The organism is Micromonospora sp. CPCC 205539 (genome assembly GCF_036906815.1).
In the GTDB taxonomy this organism is placed as follows: domain Bacteria; phylum Actinomycetota; class Actinomycetes; order Mycobacteriales; family Micromonosporaceae; genus Micromonospora.
In genome coordinates this window covers 42,791-59,148 of sequence record NZ_JBAKHW010000005.1, presented here as the reverse complement: position 1 = coordinate 59,148, position 16,358 = coordinate 42,791, and the positions used below count along the sequence as shown (strand labels likewise).

12 protein-coding genes are annotated in these 16,358 nt (G+C 75.6%); all 12 read left to right on the top strand.

Features of this window, described 5'->3' with window-relative positions:
• Positions 1–21: 21 nt before the first annotated feature.
• The 12 genes from cobN (at position 22) to cobA (ending at position 16,325) form a co-directional block, all read left to right on the top strand.
• Entirely contained in the window at positions 22–3,735 is a 3,714-nt protein-coding gene (gene cobN, locus V6V47_RS06715; RefSeq protein WP_334627141.1) for a cobaltochelatase subunit CobN, read from the top strand.
• Entirely contained in the window at positions 3,732–6,005 is a 2,274-nt protein-coding gene (locus V6V47_RS06710) for a VWA domain-containing protein (RefSeq protein ID WP_442934194.1), read from the top strand. The genes cobN and V6V47_RS06710 overlap by 4 nt, the downstream gene beginning before the upstream one ends.
• A gap of 84 nt (positions 6,006–6,089) precedes the next feature.
• Positions 6,090–6,701 carry a cob(I)yrinic acid a,c-diamide adenosyltransferase gene (gene cobO / locus V6V47_RS06705; RefSeq protein WP_334627299.1) on the top strand — a complete coding sequence of 204 codons (612 nt, stop codon included), beginning with the start codon at positions 6,090–6,092 and terminating at the stop codon, positions 6,699–6,701.
• Complete coding sequence (locus tag V6V47_RS06700) at positions 6,698–8,053, top strand: cobyrinate a,c-diamide synthase (protein WP_334627140.1); 1,356 nt, start codon at positions 6,698–6,700, stop codon at positions 8,051–8,053. Before cobO ends, V6V47_RS06700 begins: the two co-directional genes overlap by 4 nt.
• Positions 8,050–8,811 carry a precorrin-2 C(20)-methyltransferase gene (cobI, locus tag V6V47_RS06695; protein ID WP_334627139.1) on the top strand — a complete coding sequence of 254 codons (762 nt, stop codon included), beginning with the start codon at positions 8,050–8,052 and terminating at the stop codon, positions 8,809–8,811. Before V6V47_RS06700 ends, cobI begins: the two co-directional genes overlap by 4 nt.
• Complete coding sequence (gene cobM, locus V6V47_RS06690; protein ID WP_334627138.1) at positions 8,808–9,641, top strand: precorrin-4 C(11)-methyltransferase; 834 nt, start codon at positions 8,808–8,810, stop codon at positions 9,639–9,641. Before cobI ends, cobM begins: the two co-directional genes overlap by 4 nt.
• Positions 9,638–10,789, top strand: a complete 1,152-nt coding sequence (locus tag V6V47_RS06685) for a cobalt-precorrin-5B (C(1))-methyltransferase (RefSeq protein ID WP_334627137.1) — start codon at positions 9,638–9,640, stop codon at positions 10,787–10,789. Before cobM ends, V6V47_RS06685 begins: the two co-directional genes overlap by 4 nt.
• Complete coding sequence (gene cbiE, locus V6V47_RS06680) at positions 10,786–12,027, top strand: precorrin-6y C5,15-methyltransferase (decarboxylating) subunit CbiE (protein WP_334627136.1); 1,242 nt, start codon at positions 10,786–10,788, stop codon at positions 12,025–12,027. Before V6V47_RS06685 ends, cbiE begins: the two co-directional genes overlap by 4 nt.
• The gene (cobJ, locus tag V6V47_RS06675; protein ID WP_334627135.1) at positions 12,024–13,826 is read left to right on the top strand and encodes a precorrin-3B C(17)-methyltransferase; all 1,803 of its coding nucleotides are present in this window, start codon (positions 12,024–12,026) and stop codon (positions 13,824–13,826) included. The genes cbiE and cobJ overlap by 4 nt, the downstream gene beginning before the upstream one ends.
• The gene (locus V6V47_RS06670) at positions 13,814–14,062 is read left to right on the top strand and encodes a DUF362 domain-containing protein (protein ID WP_334627134.1); all 249 of its coding nucleotides are present in this window, start codon (positions 13,814–13,816) and stop codon (positions 14,060–14,062) included. Before cobJ ends, V6V47_RS06670 begins: the two co-directional genes overlap by 13 nt.
• On the top strand, positions 14,059–14,655 hold the full coding sequence (locus V6V47_RS06665) for a precorrin-8X methylmutase (RefSeq protein WP_334627133.1): 597 nt from the start codon (positions 14,059–14,061) through the stop codon (positions 14,653–14,655). The genes V6V47_RS06670 and V6V47_RS06665 overlap by 4 nt, the downstream gene beginning before the upstream one ends.
• Positions 14,652–16,325, top strand: coding sequence for a uroporphyrinogen-III C-methyltransferase (gene cobA / locus V6V47_RS06660; protein WP_334627132.1), 1,674 nt, complete (start codon positions 14,652–14,654; stop codon positions 16,323–16,325). The genes V6V47_RS06665 and cobA overlap by 4 nt, the downstream gene beginning before the upstream one ends.
• The last annotated feature ends 33 nt before the right edge of the window (positions 16,326–16,358 follow it).

Here is a 16,358-nt window from a genome sequence, read left to right as displayed (position 1 = left end):
CGTCACTCTCCGGAGCCTTCCGTGCGCATCCTGCTGCTGTCCACCGCCGACACCGACCTGCTCGCCGCCCGTGCCAGCGGCGCCGACTACCGGTTGGCCAACCCCGCCCGGGTCTCCGCCGACGAGGTGCCAGCCCTGCTCGCCGGGGTCGACCTCGCCGTCGTACGTCTGCTCGGAGGTCGGCAGGCGTGGTCGGACGGCCTCGCCCAGGTGCTCGCCACCGGTCTGCCGGCGGTCGTGCTCGGCGGCGAGGCGCTGCCGGACGCGGAGCTGATGGCCGTCTCCACCGTGCCGTCCGGGGTGGTCACACAGGCGCTGGCGTACCTGGTCGAGGGTGGTCCGCAGAACCTGGGGCAGCTGGCCCGGTTCCTGTCCGACACGGTGCTGCTCACCGGTGAGGGCTTCGCCCCGCCCGCCCGCACCCCGGAGTACGGCGTGCACGGCGACAACCCGGCCGACCCGGACCGGCCCACCGTGGGAATCGTCTTCTACCGGGCGCACGCCCTCGCCGGCAACACCACCTTCGTCGACGTGCTGGCCGACGCGGTACGGGCGGCCGGCGGCAACCCGCTGCCGATCTTCTGCGGCTCGCTGCGCGGCCTGACGACCAACCCGCACGGCCAGACTGCCGGCGCCGACGCGCACGAGGCCGCCGACAACGGCCTGCTCGGGCTGTTCAGTCGCTGTGACGCGCTGCTGGTCACCGTGCTCGCCGCCGGTGGCGCGGTCGCCGCGGACGCCTCCGGCGGCGGCGACTCCGACGCCTGGGACGTGGGCGCGCTCGCCGCCCTGGACGTGCCCGTCATCCAGGCGCTCTGCCTGACCAGCACCCGTGCGCAGTGGGCCGAAAGCGACGCTGGACTGTCCCCGTTGGACGCCGCGATGCAGGTGGCGATCCCCGAGTTCGACGGCCGGATCGTCACGGTGCCGTTCTCGTTCAAGCGGATCGACGCCGACGGGCTCTCGGTCTACGCCGCCGACGAGGAGCGGGCCGCCCGGGTCGCCGGCATCGCGGTGCGCCACGCCCGCCTGCGGTACGTGCCCAACGCCGACAAGCGGGTCGCCGTGGTCCTCAGCTCGTACCCCACCAAGCACTCGCGGGTCGGCAACGCCGTCGGGCTGGACACCCCGGTCTCGGCGGTCCGGCTGCTCGCCGCGTTCGCCGACGCCGGCTACCACCTCGGCGACGCACCGGTGCCCGACGACGGCGACGCGCTGATCCACGCGCTGATCGCCGCAGGTGGTCACGACGTGGAATGGCTCACCCCGGAGCAGTTGGCCGCGGCCGAGGCCCGGGTGCCCGGGGAGACGTACCGGCGCTGGTTCGCGGACGTCCCGACCGCGCTGCGCGAGCGGATGCGCGAGCACTGGGGTGAGCCCCCGGGCGAGCTCTACACCGACGGCGGGGACATCGTGCTGGCCGGGCTGCGGTTCGGCAACGTGGTGCTACTGATCCAGCCGCCGCGCGGCTTCGGCGAGAACCCGATCGCCATCTACCACGACCCGGATCTGCCGCCCAGCCACCACTACCTGGCCGCGTACCGCTGGCTGGCCGCACCGGTCACCGACGGGGGCTTCGGCGCCGACGCGGTGGTGCACCTCGGCAAACACGGCACCCTGGAGTGGCTGCCCGGCAAGGGCCTCGGGCTGGCCGCCGACTCCGCACCGGACGCCGTCCTCGGCGACCTGCCGCTGGTCTACCCGTTCATCGTCAACGACCCCGGCGAGGGCACCCAGGCCAAGCGGCGCGCCCACGCCGTCGTGATCGACCACCTGGTGCCGCCGATGGCCCGCGCCGAGACGTACGGCGACCTGGCCAAGCTGGAGCAACTGCTCGACGAGTACGCGACCGTGCAGGCGCTCGACCCGGCCAAGGTCCCCACCGTACGGGCGCAGATCTGGGACCTCGTCCGCGCCGCCGAGCTGCACCACGACCTGCACGCCAACGCCATGCCGGCCGCCGACGACTTCGACGAGTTCGTGCTGCACCTCGACGGCTACCTCTGCGAGGTCAAGGATGTGCAGATCCGCGACGGACTGCACATCCTCGCCGCCGTACCGACCGGCGAACCGCGGGTCAACCTGGTCCTCGCGGTGCTGCGCGCCCCGCAGATCTGGGGCGGCACCCGCGCCCTGCCCGGCCTACGGCAGGCGATCGCGGCCGCGTACGGGCTGAACGAGCAGGAGCTGCTCGCGGAACCGGGCGCCCGGATCAGCGCGCCAGCCGGGCTGACCGACGTCGTGGACGGACCGGCCGGCACCGCCGCCGACGCCGTCGACCTCATCGAGGCGGTCGCGCGTCGGCTGGTCCTCGCGATGGAGACCCTCGGCTGGGCGTCCGACTCCGTCGACGCGGTCGTCGAGGAGGTCACCGGCCGGTCGATCCCGGACGTCGCCGCGGTGCTGCACTTCGCCGCCACCGAGCTGGTGCCCCGACTCGACCGGACCACCGACGAGCTGACCCACACGCTCGGCGCGCTCGACGGCCGGTTCGTGCCGCCCGGGCCGTCCGGGTCACCCACCCGGGGCCTGGTCAACGTGCTGCCCACCGGCCGCAACTTCTACTCCGTCGACCCCAAGGCCATCCCCAGCCGCAACGCCTGGGACGTGGGGGTGGCCCTCGCCGACTCGCTGCTGGCCCGGCACCTCGCGGACACCGGCGCGTACCCCCGCTCGGTCGGTCTGACCGTGTGGGGCACCAGCGCCATGCGAACCCAGGGCGACGACATCGCCGAGGTGCTCGCGCTGCTGGGCTGCCGGCCGGTCTGGGACGACCGGTCCCGGCGGGTGACCGGGGTCGAGGTGGTGTCGACGGCCGAGCTGGGCCGGCCCCGCGTCGACGTCACCGTCCGCATCTCGGGTTTCTTCCGGGACGCGTTCCCGCACGTGGTGGCGCTGCTCGACGACGCCGTACGCCGGGTCGCCGCCCTCGACGAGCCGGACGCGGAGAACTACGTCCGGGCACACGTCGGCGCCGACCTCGCCGAGCACGGCGACGAGCGAAGGGCCACCGCCCGGATCTTCGGCTCCAAACCCGGGGCGTACGGGGCCGGGCTGCTGCCGCTGATCGACGCCCGGACGTGGCGCAGCGACGCCGACCTGGCCGAGGTGTACGCGGTCTGGGGCGGCTACGCCTACGGCCGAGGGCTGGACGGGCGGGAGGCGCGGGCCGACATGGAACGCTCCTTCGCCCGGATCGCGGTGGCCGTGAAAAACCAGGACACCCGCGAGCACGACATCGTCGACTCCGACGACTACTTCCAGTACCACGGCGGGATGGTGGCGATGGTCCGGCACCTCACGGGCGCCTCGCCGGAGGCGTACGTGGGTGACTCGGCGATGCCCCACGACGTGCGCACCCGCACGCTGGGCGAGGAGACCCGACGGGTGTTCCGGGCCCGGGTGGTCAACCCGAAGTGGATCGCCGCGATGCGCCGGCACGGCTACAAGGGCGCGTTCGAGCTGGCCGCCACCGTGGACTACCTGTTCGGCTACGACGCCACAGCCGGCGTGGTCGACGACTGGATGTACGAGCACCTGGCCGCCGCGTACCTCTTCGACGAAACCACCCGCGAGTTCCTGGAGCGGTCCAACCCGTGGGCGCTACGGGGCATCACCGAGCGGCTGCTGGAGGCCGCCGACCGGGGGCTGTGGGCCAAACCCGAGCAGACCACCCTCGACCGGCTGCGCGACACGTACCTGGCCAGCGAGGGTGACCTGGAGGACCGGGTGTGAGCGCGAGGAGTGAGCCGGTTCTGCGAGCCCCGCAGTCGCGATCGAAAGAAGGCCCAGTGACCGTGACCTACCCGTTCAGTGCCGTGCTCGGCATGGCCGACATGCGGTTGGCGCTGCTGCTCAACGCGGTCTCGCCGGCGATCGGCGGGGTGCTGGTCCGGGGCGAGAAGGGCACCGCGAAGTCCACCGCCGTCCGCGCCCTGGCCGCGCTGCTGCCCCCGGTGTCCCGGGTCGCCGGCTGCCGGTTCGGCTGTGACCCGGCCGAGCCAGACCCCGCCTGCCCGGACGGCCCACACCCCGCCGGTGCGGCCGCCGAGACCCGGCCGGCCCGCCTCGTCGAGCTGCCGGTCGGCGCCGCCGAGGACCGGGTGGTCGGCGCACTGGATCTCGAGAAGGCCCTCGGCGAGGGGGTACGCGCCTTCGAGCCTGGGCTGCTCGCCGCCGCCCACCGGGGCGTGCTCTACGTCGACGAGGTCAACCTGCTGCACGACCACCTCGTCGACCTGCTGCTGGACGCCGCCGCCATGGGTCGCAGCCACGTCGAGCGGGAGGGCGTCTCGGTCAGTCACGCGGCCCGGTTCCTGCTGGTCGGCACCATGAACCCGGAGGAGGGGGAGCTGCGCCCGCAGCTCCTGGACCGGTTCGGGCTCACCGTCGAGGTCGGCGCCAGCCGTGATCCCGAGGTCCGGGTCGAGGTGGTCCGCCGCCGGCTCGCCGCCGACGCCGATCCGGCCGGCTTCGCCGCCAGCTGGGCCGACGCCGACGCGGAGATCGCCCGACAGGTGGCCGCCGCCCGACACCGGCTTCCCGGGGTACGGCTGCCCGACGCCGCCCTGCGGCAGATCGCCGAGGTCTGTGCCGCGTTCGACGTGGACGGGATGCGGGCCGACATCGTGACAGCCCGTACCGCGTTGGCGCACGCCGCCTGGCACGGCCGGGACCGGGTCACCATCCACGACGTACGGGTGGCCGCCCGGCTGGCGTTGCCGCACCGCCGTCGCCGCGATCCGTTCGACACCCCCGGGCTGGACGAGAAGCGCCTCGACGAGGCGTTGCAGCGCGCCGAGGACGCCCACCCCGACGACGACCCGGACGGCGGCCCCGCCGACCAGGGCCCGGACGACGGCCCGCACGGTGGGCCCGCTGGCGGCGGGCCGGCCGGCGACGGCGGCCCGGACGGGGATGGCTCCGGCGGGGGCGACCCCGGCGACGCGCACGCCGAGCCAGCACCGACGGGCAACGGAGCGACCGACCGGGACGGACGGGCCGATCGCGGGCCCGACGGCGAGGGGCCGCAGCACGACACCGGTAGCGACGCCGGCCGGGGGCAGGATGCTCGCGCGCGTGGCGACGGACGCGACAGCGGCTCGGCCGACGACGACCCGAGCGGCGGCGGCGTTCGCTCCGGGCAGGGCGGGGAGCGGGTGGCCGTACCCCGGGGTGGGTTGACGGCGCGGTTGCTCACCGCGCCCGGCGTGGCTGACGGGGTGCCCGGCCGGCGCTCGCGCGCTCGCACCGGGCGGGGCCGGACCACCGGCTCCCGGCTGCCGGCGGGTCGGGTCGGCGTGCTGCACCTGCCGGCCACGGTGCGCGCCGCCGCGCCGCACCAGGCGGCCCGGGGGCGACTCACCGGGCCGCTGCGGTTGCGCCCGGACGATGTACGCGAGGCCGTCCGGGAGGGCCGCGAGGGCAACCTGGTGCTGTTCGTGGTGGACGCGAGCGGCTCGATGGGTGCCCGGCAGCGGATGACCGCCGTCAAGGACGCGGTGCTCGCCCTGCTCACCGATGCCTACCAGCGGCGGGACAAGGTCGCGGTGATCGCTTTCCGGGGCGCCGGCGCTCGGACGCTGCTGCCGGCCACCTCATCGGTGCTGGCGGCCTCGACGCGACTGGCGGAGCTGCCCACCGGTGGGCGTACCCCGCTGGCCGAAGGCTTGCTCGCGGCCGCCGACCTGCTGCGGGTGGAGCGGCTGCGCGACCCGAAGCGCCGCCCCCTGGTCCTGGTCGTCACCGACGGCCGGGCCACCGCCGGCAACCGTCCGCTCGACCGGGCGGCCGGCGCGGCGGCGGTGCTGGCCGCGACCGGAGCGCCCTGCGTGGTCATCGACTGCGAAGAGGGCCCGGTCCGACTGCACCTGGCAGCCCGCCTGGCCACCCAGCTCAACGACGCCCCCCACCACCCCCTCGAGACCCTCACCCACCCCCGCGCCCGCGATCGCTCCCGCGACCGCGACCGCCCCCGCGATCTTGCACTTGCTGCCCCGGCATAGCGGACGAAGTGCATAAATGGCAGACCGAAAGTGCAAGATCGCGGGGATGTGGGCCGGGGTCGGGGCGAGAAGGAGGACATGCTGATGCCGCAGGGAAAGCCTGATGTGGTGCCGGATGACGGGTTGACCACCCGGCAGCGTCGTCGTCGACCGCTGGTGATCGTCCACACCGGTCAGATGAAGGGGAAGTCCACGGCCGCCTTCGGGCTGGCGCTGCGCGCCTGGACCGCCGGCCTGCCGGTCGGGGTGTTCCAGTTCGTCAAGAGCGCCAAGTGGCGGGTCGGCGAGGAGAACGCCTTCCGGGCGCTCGGCGAGGTGCACGAGCTCACCGGCCAGGGCGCCCCGGTGGCCTGGCACAAGATGGGCGAGGGCTGGTCCTGGATCCAGCGCGGCGGCGACGCCGACCACGCCGCCGACGCCCTGGAGGGCTGGCGGCAGATCCAGCGCGACCTGGCCGCCGAGCGCTACGGGCTGTACGTGCTGGACGAGTTCACCTACCCGATGAAGTGGGGCTGGGTGGACGTCGAGGAGGTGGTGGCCACCCTGGCCGACCGCCCCGGTTTCCAGCACGTGGTGATCACCGGCCGGGACGCCGACCCACGGCTGGTCGCCGCCGCCGACCTGGTGGCCGAGCTGACCAAGGTCAAGCATCCGATGGACGCTGGCCAGAAGGGCCAGAAGGGCATCGAGTGGTGAGCAACGAGGCGTGGCCGCTGCCTCGCGTGGTGATCGCCGCGCCGGCCAGCGGGCACGGCAAGACCACCGTGGCCACCGGGCTGCTCGCCGCGCTGCGCCGCCGTGGCCTGACGGTCAGCCCGCACAAGGTCGGCCCGGACTACATCGACCCCGGCTACCACGCCCTCGCCGCCGGTCGGCCTGGCCGCAACCTCGACCCGTTCCTGGTCGGCGCGGACCGGATCGCCCCGCTGCTGCGGCACGGTGCGGCCGTGCCGACGCCCGCCGACATCGCCGTGGTGGAGGGCGTGATGGGCCTGCACGACGGCGCGGTCGGCCGCGGTGGCTACGCCTCCACCGCCCACGTCGCCCGGCTGATCGACGCCCCCGTGCTGCTGGTGCTGGACACCACCGCGCAGGGCCGCTCGGCCGCCGCGCTGACGCTGGGCATGGCCGCGTTCGATCTGAGCGTGCGGATCGGCGGGGTGATCCTCAACCGGGTCGGCTCGCCCCGCCACGAGCTGCTGCTGCGCGACGCACTGGCCGAGGTGGGCGTACCGGTGCTCGGGGCGGTCACCCGCGCCGCCGAGGTGGCCGCCCCGGCCCGGCACCTCGGGCTGATTCCGGTCGCCGAGCGGGCACCCGAGTCTCTGGCCATCGTGACCGCCCTGGCCGAGCTGGTGGAGGCCACCGTGGACCTCGACGCGGTGCTCGACCTGGCCCGGACCGCCCCGCCGCTGACCGCCCCGGAGTGGGACCCGGTCGCTGCCGTCGGCGGGCCGACCGGCACGGCTCGGCCGACGGTCGCGGTCGCCGGTGGTCCCGCCTTCACCTTCTCGTACGCGGAGACCGCCGAGCTGCTCACCGCGGCCGGCGCGGACGTGGTGACCGTGGACCCGCTGCGCGATCCGGCGCTGCCCGCCGGCACCCGCGCGGTGGTGATCGGCGGAGGCTTCCCGGAGGCGTACGCGGAGGCGCTGGCCGACAACATCACGCTCCGCGCCGAGCTGGCCGCGTTCGACGGGCCGCTGGTGGCCGAGTGCGCCGGGCTGCTCTACCTCGGGCGTTCGCTGGACGACGCGCCGATGTGCGGCCGGCTGGACCTGACCGCTCGGATGTCCGGTCGGCTCACCCTCGGCTATCGGGAGGCGGTGGCGGTCACCGACTCCCCGGTGGCCCGGGCCGGCGAACTCGTCCGCGGCCACGAGTTCCACCGCACCGCCACCGACCCGGGGCACGGCGACCGGCCGGCGTGGCGCTGGGACGGCACCGAGCACGGCTTCGTCGCCGGCCGGGTGCACGCCTCCTACCTGCACACACACTGGGCCGGTCACCCCGGCGCGGCCCGCCGCCTGGTGGAGGCGTGCCGATGAGCGACGAACTGCCGCACGCCACGCTGACCGGCGTCGGTGTCGGGCCCGGTGACCCGGAACTGCTCACCGTCAAGGCGGTGCGGGTGCTGCGCGAGGCGGACGTCGTCTTCGTACCCGTCATGGCGGACCGGGCCGCCACGACCGCGACCGTCGGTCGGGCCGAGCAGACCGTACTCCCGTACGTCGCGGCGGACCGGCTGCGCCGGCTGCCGTTCGCCCTGGACGACCGGGGCGGCGTGACCGACCGTCGGACGGCGGCCTGGGACGACGCCGCGCGCGCCGTGGCCGCGGCGGTCGACGCGGGCGCCCGGGCGCTGGCCTTCGCCACCATCGGCGACCCGAACGTCTACTCCACCTTCGGCTACCTGGCGCAGAGCGTCCGGGCGCTGCGCCCGGCGGTGCGGGTGGCCACCGTGCCCGGCGTCACCGCCATGCAGGAGTTGGCCGCCCGCAGCGGCACCCCGCTCTGCGAGGGACGCGAGCCGCTGACCCTGCTGCCGGCAACCGCCGGCCTTGCCCTGTTCGCCGACGCGCTGGCCGGGCCGGGCACCGTGGTCGCCTACAAGGGCTGGCGGCGGCATCCGGAGCTGCTCGCCGAGCTGCGTCGGCAGGGCCGGCTCGCCGACGCGGTGCTCGGCCGGAGCCTCGGGCTGCCCGGCGAACGGATCGGCCCGGTCGACGACACCGAGCCGGACCTGCCGTACCTGTCGACGTTGCTGGTCCCGGCCCGCCGGGACCGCCGAGGAGGAAAGCTGTGACCAGCACCGGCAAGGTGTGGTTCGTCGGGGCCGGCCCGGGTGCGGCCGACCTGCTGACCCTGCGGGCCGCCCGCGTGATCACCGAGGCGGACATCGTGATCTGGGCGGCCAGCCTGGTGCACGCCGACGTGCTCGCTCACGCCCGGCCCGGCGCCGAGATCGTCGACTCCTCGCAGTTGCCCATCGAGGGGGTGCTCCCGCTCTACCGGCGGGCCGCCGAGCGGGGGCTGACCGTGGCCCGGATCCACTCCGGAGACCCCGCGCTGTGGGGTGCGGTGCAGGAACAGCTCGACCTGTGCCGGGCGCTCGACCTGGCCGTCGAGATCGTGCCCGGGGTCTCCTCGTTCACCGCCGTCGCGGCGATCGTCGGGCGGGAGCTGACCGTCCCCGAGGTGGCCCAGTCGGTGATCCTCACCCGCCTCGAAGGCGGCAAGACCCCGATGCCGCCCGGGGAACGGGTCCGGGACTTCGCCCGGCACGGCACCACCATGGCGCTGTTCCTGTCCGCCGCCCGCTCCGGGCAGGTGCAGGCCGAGCTGCTGGCCGGCGGCTACCCGGCGGACACTCCGGCCGTGGTGGCGTACCAGGCGACCTGGCCGGACGAACTGGTCGTGCGCTGCACGGTCGGCACCCTCGAGGCGACGGTCAAGGAGCACCGGCTCTGGAAGCACACCCTGTTCCTGGTCGGGCCGGCCCTGGCGGCCGAAGGCACCCGCTCACACCTGTACCACCCCGGGCACTTCCACACCTTCCGTCGGGCCGAGCCGGCCGCCCGCGCCGAGCTGCGCCGGCAGACCGGTGGTCGCACTGGGGGGACAACCACCCCGTGACGTACGCCGAGCCGCCGCTGCGGGAGCCGGACCTGCCGCGTACGGCGAAGGTCCGGCCCACCGCGCTGCGTACCGGCTGGACCACCGGCGCGTGCGCGACGGCGGCGGCCAAGGCCGCGGTCACCGCGCTGGTCAGCGGCACGGCCCCGCCGGAGGTGGAGATCGGGTTGCCGGCCGGGCGTCGGGTGCGCTTCCCGGTGGCCCGCTGTGAGCTGACCGGCGACCCGCCGGTGCGGGCGGAGGCGGTCGTGGTCAAGGATGCCGGCGACGACCCGGACGTTACCCACGGCGCCGAGTTGACCGCCACCGTGGACTGGGCCGACGCCCCCGGCCTGCGCCTCGCCGGCGGTCCCGGCGTCGGTACGGTCACCAAGCCCGGCCTCGGGCTCGCGGTCGGCGGCCCGGCGATCAACGACACTCCACGCCGCATGATCACCGAGGCGGTGGCCGAGGTCGTCGACCTCACCGAGGTCGGCGTCCACGTGGTGATCAGTGTGCCCCGGGGCGAGGTCATGGCCCACAAGACCACCAACCGTCGGCTCGGCATCCTGGGCGGCATCTCGATTCTCGGCACCACCGGGATCGTCCGACCCTTCTCCACCGCCTCCTGGCGGGCCAGCGTCGTGCAGGCCGTGCACGTGATGGCCGCCCAGGGGGAGCGGACCGTGGTGCTCTGCACCGGTGGGCGTACCGAACGGGCCGCCCGCGCCCTGCTGCCCGATCTGCCCGAGGTCTGTTTCGTCGAGGTCGGCGACTTCACGGGGGCCGCGGTCACCGCTGCCGTCGAGGACGGGATGACCGGGGTGGTCTTCGTCGGCATGGCCGGCAAGCTGGCCAAGCTCGCCGCCGGCATCCTGATGACCCACTACACCCGCTCGAAGGTCGACCTGTCGCTGCTCGGCGCCGTGACCGCCGAGGCCGGTGGTGACCCGGAGTTGGTCACCGCCGTGACCGAGGCGAACACCGGGCGGCACGCGTACGAGCTGTGGGAGGCCGCCGGGCTGCTCGCCCCGGCGGGTGACCTGCTCTGCCAGCGGGTCGGCCAGGTGCTGCGGCGCTTCGCCGGGCCGACTGTCACCGTGGACGTGGCGATGGTCGACTTCGCCGGCGCCCAGGTGGTCGCCTCCTCGGGCCGGTGGCCGCGATGACGCCGACGGCGGCGGTGGCGGCGGCGGCGACGGCCCCGGTGACCGTGGTCGGCCTGGACGCCGCCGGAGCACCACACCATCCCGCCCTGGCGCCGGCGCTGGCCGCCGCCGGGCTGGTGGTCGGGGCCGCCCGGCATCTGGCCGCGGTGCCCGTCCCGGCCGACGCGGCCACCGTCGCCCTCGGGCCGCTCGACCCCGCCGTCCACCGGCTGACCGCTGCCGTCGCCGCCGGGGTGCCGGCCGTGGTACTGGCCAGCGGCGATCCGGGCCTGTTCGGCATCGTCCGGCGGCTGCGCGCGGCCGGACTGCCGCTGCGGGTGGTGCCCGCGGTGTCCAGTGTGGCCGCCGCCTTCGCCCGCGCCGGGCTGCCCTGGGACGGCGCCGCCGTGGTGACCGCACACGGCCGCGACCCACGAGCCGCGCTGAACGCCTGCCGGGCGCTGCCGCTGGTCGCCGTGCTCACCGCACCGGGCGCCGGTGCCGCCGAGCTGGGTGCCGGGCTCGTCGGCTGGTCCCGCCGCCTGCTGGTCGCCGAGCACCTGGGCACCGACGCCGAACGGATCCGCGAGGTGACGCCCGCCCAGGCCGCCGCCGGCACCTGGTCCGACCCGCACGTGCTGCTCAGCCTCGCCGACCCGGCCGTGGCGGACGGGATGCGGTGGGACAACCAACCGGCCGCCGCGCCGGCCGGCGGCTGGGCGCTGCCGGAGAGCAGCTACGCCCACCGGCACTCGATGATCACCAAGTCGGAGGTGCGGGCGCTCGCCGTGGCCCGACTGCGCCCCCGTCTCGGGCGGCTGATCTGGGACGTCGGCGCGGGCAGCGGCTCGGTCGGCATCGAGTGCGCGCTGCTCGGTGCGGCCGTCCTCGCCGTCGAGCAGGATCCCCGCGCCAGCGACACGATCCGCGCCAACGCGGCCGCGCACGCGGTCGACATCCGACTGGTTTCCGGGCCGGCCCCCGCGGCGCTGGCCGACCTGCCCGCGCCGGATGCCGTCTTCGTCGGGGGTGGTGGCGCCGAGGTCCTCGCCGCCGTGGCGGCCCGCCGGCCCGACCGGGTGGTGCTCACCCTGGCGGCCCTGGACCGGGTCGCGCCGGCCGTCAACCTGCTGCGCGCCGCCGGCTACACGGTCGAGGGCACCCAGCTCTCCGCCGCCCGCCTCGCCGACCTGCCCGGCGGGTCGATCCGCCTCGCGGCCACCAACCCGGTGGTCGTCCTCACCGGGGAGCGCCCATGAACGACCTGACGTCCCCTGCCCGGATCGGGCTGGTCGCGGCCACCGCCGCCGGCCGCCGGCACGCCCACACCGTCGCCGCCGCCTGGCCGCACGCCCGGCTGGTCGACGGGGAGACGGTCGCCGACGCCCTACGTACCGCCTGGGCGCAGTGCGACGCGGTGATCGCCTTCCTGGCCACCGGAGCGGTGGTACGCATCCTCGCCCCACTGCTCGCAGACAAGCGCACCGACCCGGCCGTGGTCGTCGTCGACGAGGCGGCCCGGCACGCGGTGGCGCTGCTCGGCGGGCACGCCGGTGGCGGTAACGACCTCGCCGAGCGGGTCGGCGCGCTGCTCGACGCCCGGCCGGTGGTCACCACCGCCACCGACGCGGTCGGCCTGCCCGGGCTGGACACCCTCGGCTGGCCGGTGCAGGGCGCGGTCGCCGCGGTGTCCCGGGCCATCCTGGACGGTGCACCGGTCCGGCTGATCGTCGACGCCGACTGGCCGCTGCCCGCCCTACCACCGAACGTCCACCCAGACGCCGCCGACCCCGCCGACAGGGCCGACCCCGCCGACAGGGCCAGCAGCGTCGGCAGCGCCGACCCCGACGGCGGCAGCGGCGGGGTGGCGGAGACCGGGTACCGGCTGCTGGTCACCGACCGGCTGGTAGCGCTGGACGAGCGGACCGCCGTCCTGCGTCCTCCGTCGCTGGTCGCCGGGGTCGGCGCCAGCCGTGGCGTACCCGCCGCCGAGGTGGCCGAGCTGCTGCACCGGGTGCTCGCCGAGGCCGGCCTCAGCTCAGCCAGCCTGCGCTGCCTGGCCAGCGCCGACGTCAAGGCCGACGAGGCGGGCATCCTGAGCACCGCGGACGCTCTCGGCGTACCCCTGGTGACCTGGCCGGCGGCGGACCTGGCGGCGGTCGACGTGCCGCACCCCAGCGAGGTGGTCCGTGCCGCGGTCGGCACGCCCAGCGTGGCCGAGGCCGCCGCGCTGCTCGGCCCGGCCGGGCGGCCCGGCGACGCCACGCTGCTGGTGCCGAAGACCGCGACGGCGATGGCCACGGTGGCGGTGGCCCGGCACGCGCCGCGTGGTCGGCTGGCCGTCGTCGGGCTCGGCCCGGGCGCCGCCGACCTGCGTACTCCCCGCGCGGTGGCCGAGCTGCGCCGCGCCGCCGTGGTGGTCGGCCTCGACCAGTACCTCGATCAGGTCCGCGACCTGCTCCGGCCGGGCACCCGCGTGCTCTCCAGCGGGCTCGGCGCGGAGGAGGCGCGGGCCCGCGCCGCCGTCGCCGAGGCCACCGCCGGCCGCGCGGTCGCGCTGGTCGGGTCCGGCGACGCCGGGGTGTACGCGATGGCCAGCCCCGCCCTGGAGTACGCCGACGAGCGGATCGACGTGGTCGGCGTGCCCGGGGTGACCGCCGCGCTGGCCGCCGGCGCGCTGCTCGGTGCCCCGCTCGGTCACGACCACGCCTACCTGAGCCTGTCCGATCTGCACACTCCGTGGGAGGTCATCGAACGCCGGGTGACCGCCGCCGCGCAGGGTGACTTCGTGGCGGTGTTCTACAACCCGCGCAGCCGGGCCCGCGACTGGCAGCTCGGCAAGGCGCTCGGCATCCTCGCCGCGCACCGGCCGCCGGACACCCCGGTCGGCGTGGTGCGCAACGCCAGCCGCCCCGGGGAACGGGTGCACCTGGCCACGCTGGCCACCCTCGACCCGGAGGTGGTCGACATGTACAGCGTGGTGGTGGTCGGCAGCAGCGACACCCGGCTGGTCGCGGGCCGGATGGTGACCCCTCGGGGGTACCGATGGCGATCGTGACGATCGGTGCCTGCCAGGGCTGCGGCGCCTGCCTGCGCACCTGCCCCACGCACGCGATCCGGCCGGTCGCGGGCGGGCTCACGGTCCTCGCCGACCGCTGCACCGGCTGCCTGGAGTGCCTGGAGATCTGCCCGGTGGACGCGATCCGCGTCGCCGAGCCCGAGGCCGCGGTCCCCGTCGCCCAGCCGCTGGACGCGTTCCGCGTCGAGCCCGACGAACGTGGAGGAGCCCGATGAGCCGGGTGGTGCACCCGATCGAGGTGGAGTCGTACCGCATCCTGCGCGACCGGGTCGACCTGTCCCACCTGCCGCCACTGAGTCGGGCCGTGACCGAGCGGGTCGTGCACGCCAGCGCCGACCTCGCGTACGTCGACGAGCTGGTCTGCGACGAGGCCGCCCTGGAGTCGGGGTTGGCCGCGTTGCGCGCCGGTACACCGGTGGTCACCGACGTGGCGATGGTCGCCGCCGGCATCACCCGGACCGGCCTGGAGCTGGTCTGCCCGGTCGGCGAGCCGGCCACCGCCGAGTTGGCCCGGGAGGCCGGGATCACCCGCTCGGCGGCGGCCGTCCGGATCGCGCTGGACCGGGTCGGCCCCGGCGCGGTCTGGGTGGTCGGCTGCGCGCCGACCGCGCTGGTCGAACTGCTCACCCTGGACGCCGCGCCCGCGCTGATCGTCGGCCTGCCGGTCGGCTTCGTGGGCGCCGCCGAGTCGAAGGCGGCGCTGCGGGCCAGCGGACGACCCGGAGTGTCCAACGTGGGGGAGAAGGGTGGCTCGGCGGTCGCCGCGGCCGCTCTCAACGCCCTGCTCTATGTCGAGGAGATGCCATGACCGGATTGGTCATCGTCGGGCACGGTACGCGCAGCGCGGCCGGGGTGGACCAGTTCGCCGCGCTCGTTGAGCGGGTCCGCCGCCGAGGCAGCGTGGGTGACGTCGAGGGTGGCTTCATCGAGCTGTCCCGCCCGCCGCTGACCGAGGCGGTCGGCGCGCTCGTCGCCCGCGGGCACCGGGCGCTGGTGGCGCTGCCGCTGGTGCTCACCGGCGCCGGGCACGGCAAGGGCGACATCCCCGCCGCGATGGGGCGCGAACAGCAGCGGCATCCGGGGCTGAGCTACCGCTACGGCCGCCCGCTCGGGCCGCACCCGCTGCTGCACGACGCCCTCGAACAGCGGATCGACGCGGCGTTGAATGGCGCCGACCGGGCCGGCACCTGGGTCGCGCTCATCGGCCGGGGCTCCACCGACCCGGACGCCAACGCCGAGGTGGCCAAGGTGGCCCGGCTGCTCTGGGAGGGGCGCGGCTACGCCGGCGTGGAACCGGGCTTCATCTCCCTCGCCGAGCCGTCGGTGCCGGCGGTGCTGGACCGGCTGCGCCGGCTCGGCGCGCGGCGGATCGTGGTCGCACCGTACTTCCTGTTCGCCGGGGTGCTGCCGGACCGCATCGTCGCGCAGGCGGCGGACTTCGCGGCCGCCCACCCCGATCTGGACGTGCGGGTGGCCGACCTGATCGGCGACTGCGACGAGCTTGCCGACCTGGTGCTCGAGCGGCACGCCGAGGCGCTGGGCGGGGACATCCGGATGAACTGCGACACCTGCGCGTACCGGGTGCTGATGCCCGGCTTCGCCGACAAGGTCGGCCGCCCGCAACGCCCACACGACCACCCCGACGACCCGGTCGGCGGCCACCATCACCACCACGACCACGACCACCACGACCACGACCACGACCACCTCGGGTCGGTCGCGGTGGTCGGCGGCGGGCCCGGGCCCGACGATCTCATCACGGTACGGGCGAAGGCGCTGCTCGACGCGGCGGACGTGGTCGTGGTGGACCGGTTGGCCCCTCAGGGGCTGCTCGCCGGGCTGCGCCCCGACGTGCTGGTGGTCGACGCCGCCAAGGTGCCCCGTGGTCCGTCGATGGCGCAGGACGACATCAACGCGGTCCTGGTGTCACACGCCCGCGCCGGTCGGCGGGTGGTCCGGCTCAAGGGCGGCGACCCGTACGTCTTCGGTCGGGGGCACGAGGAGGTGCAGGCATGCCGGGCCGCCGGCGTACCGGTGACCGTGGTCCCCGGAGTGAGCAGCGCGATCGCCGCGCCGGCGCTGGCCGGGGTGCCGGTGACCCACCGAGGGGTGGCGCACGACGTCACCGTCGTCTCCGGGCACCTGCCGCCCGGGCACCCCGACTCGCTGGTCGACTGGGCGGCGCTGGGTCGGGCCCGGGGCACGCTCGTGCTGCTGATGGCGGTGGACACCATCGCCAAGATCGCCGCAGCCCTGGTCGAGCACGGCCGCGCCCCGGAGACTCCGGTGCTCGCCGTGCAGGACGCCGGGCAGCCCGATCAGCGGTCGGTGCCGGCCCGGCTGGACGAGATCGGCGCCGTCGCCGCCCGAGAGGGCATCGGCCCACCCGCCGTCTTCGTCCTCGGCCCGGTGGTCGCCCTGGCCTCGCCGTCCGCCGCGGCCCCGACGTCGACCCCGGCCGCGTCGTCTGCCCCATGATCGCGCTCGATCCTGGTTGTAGTGGCCTCATTG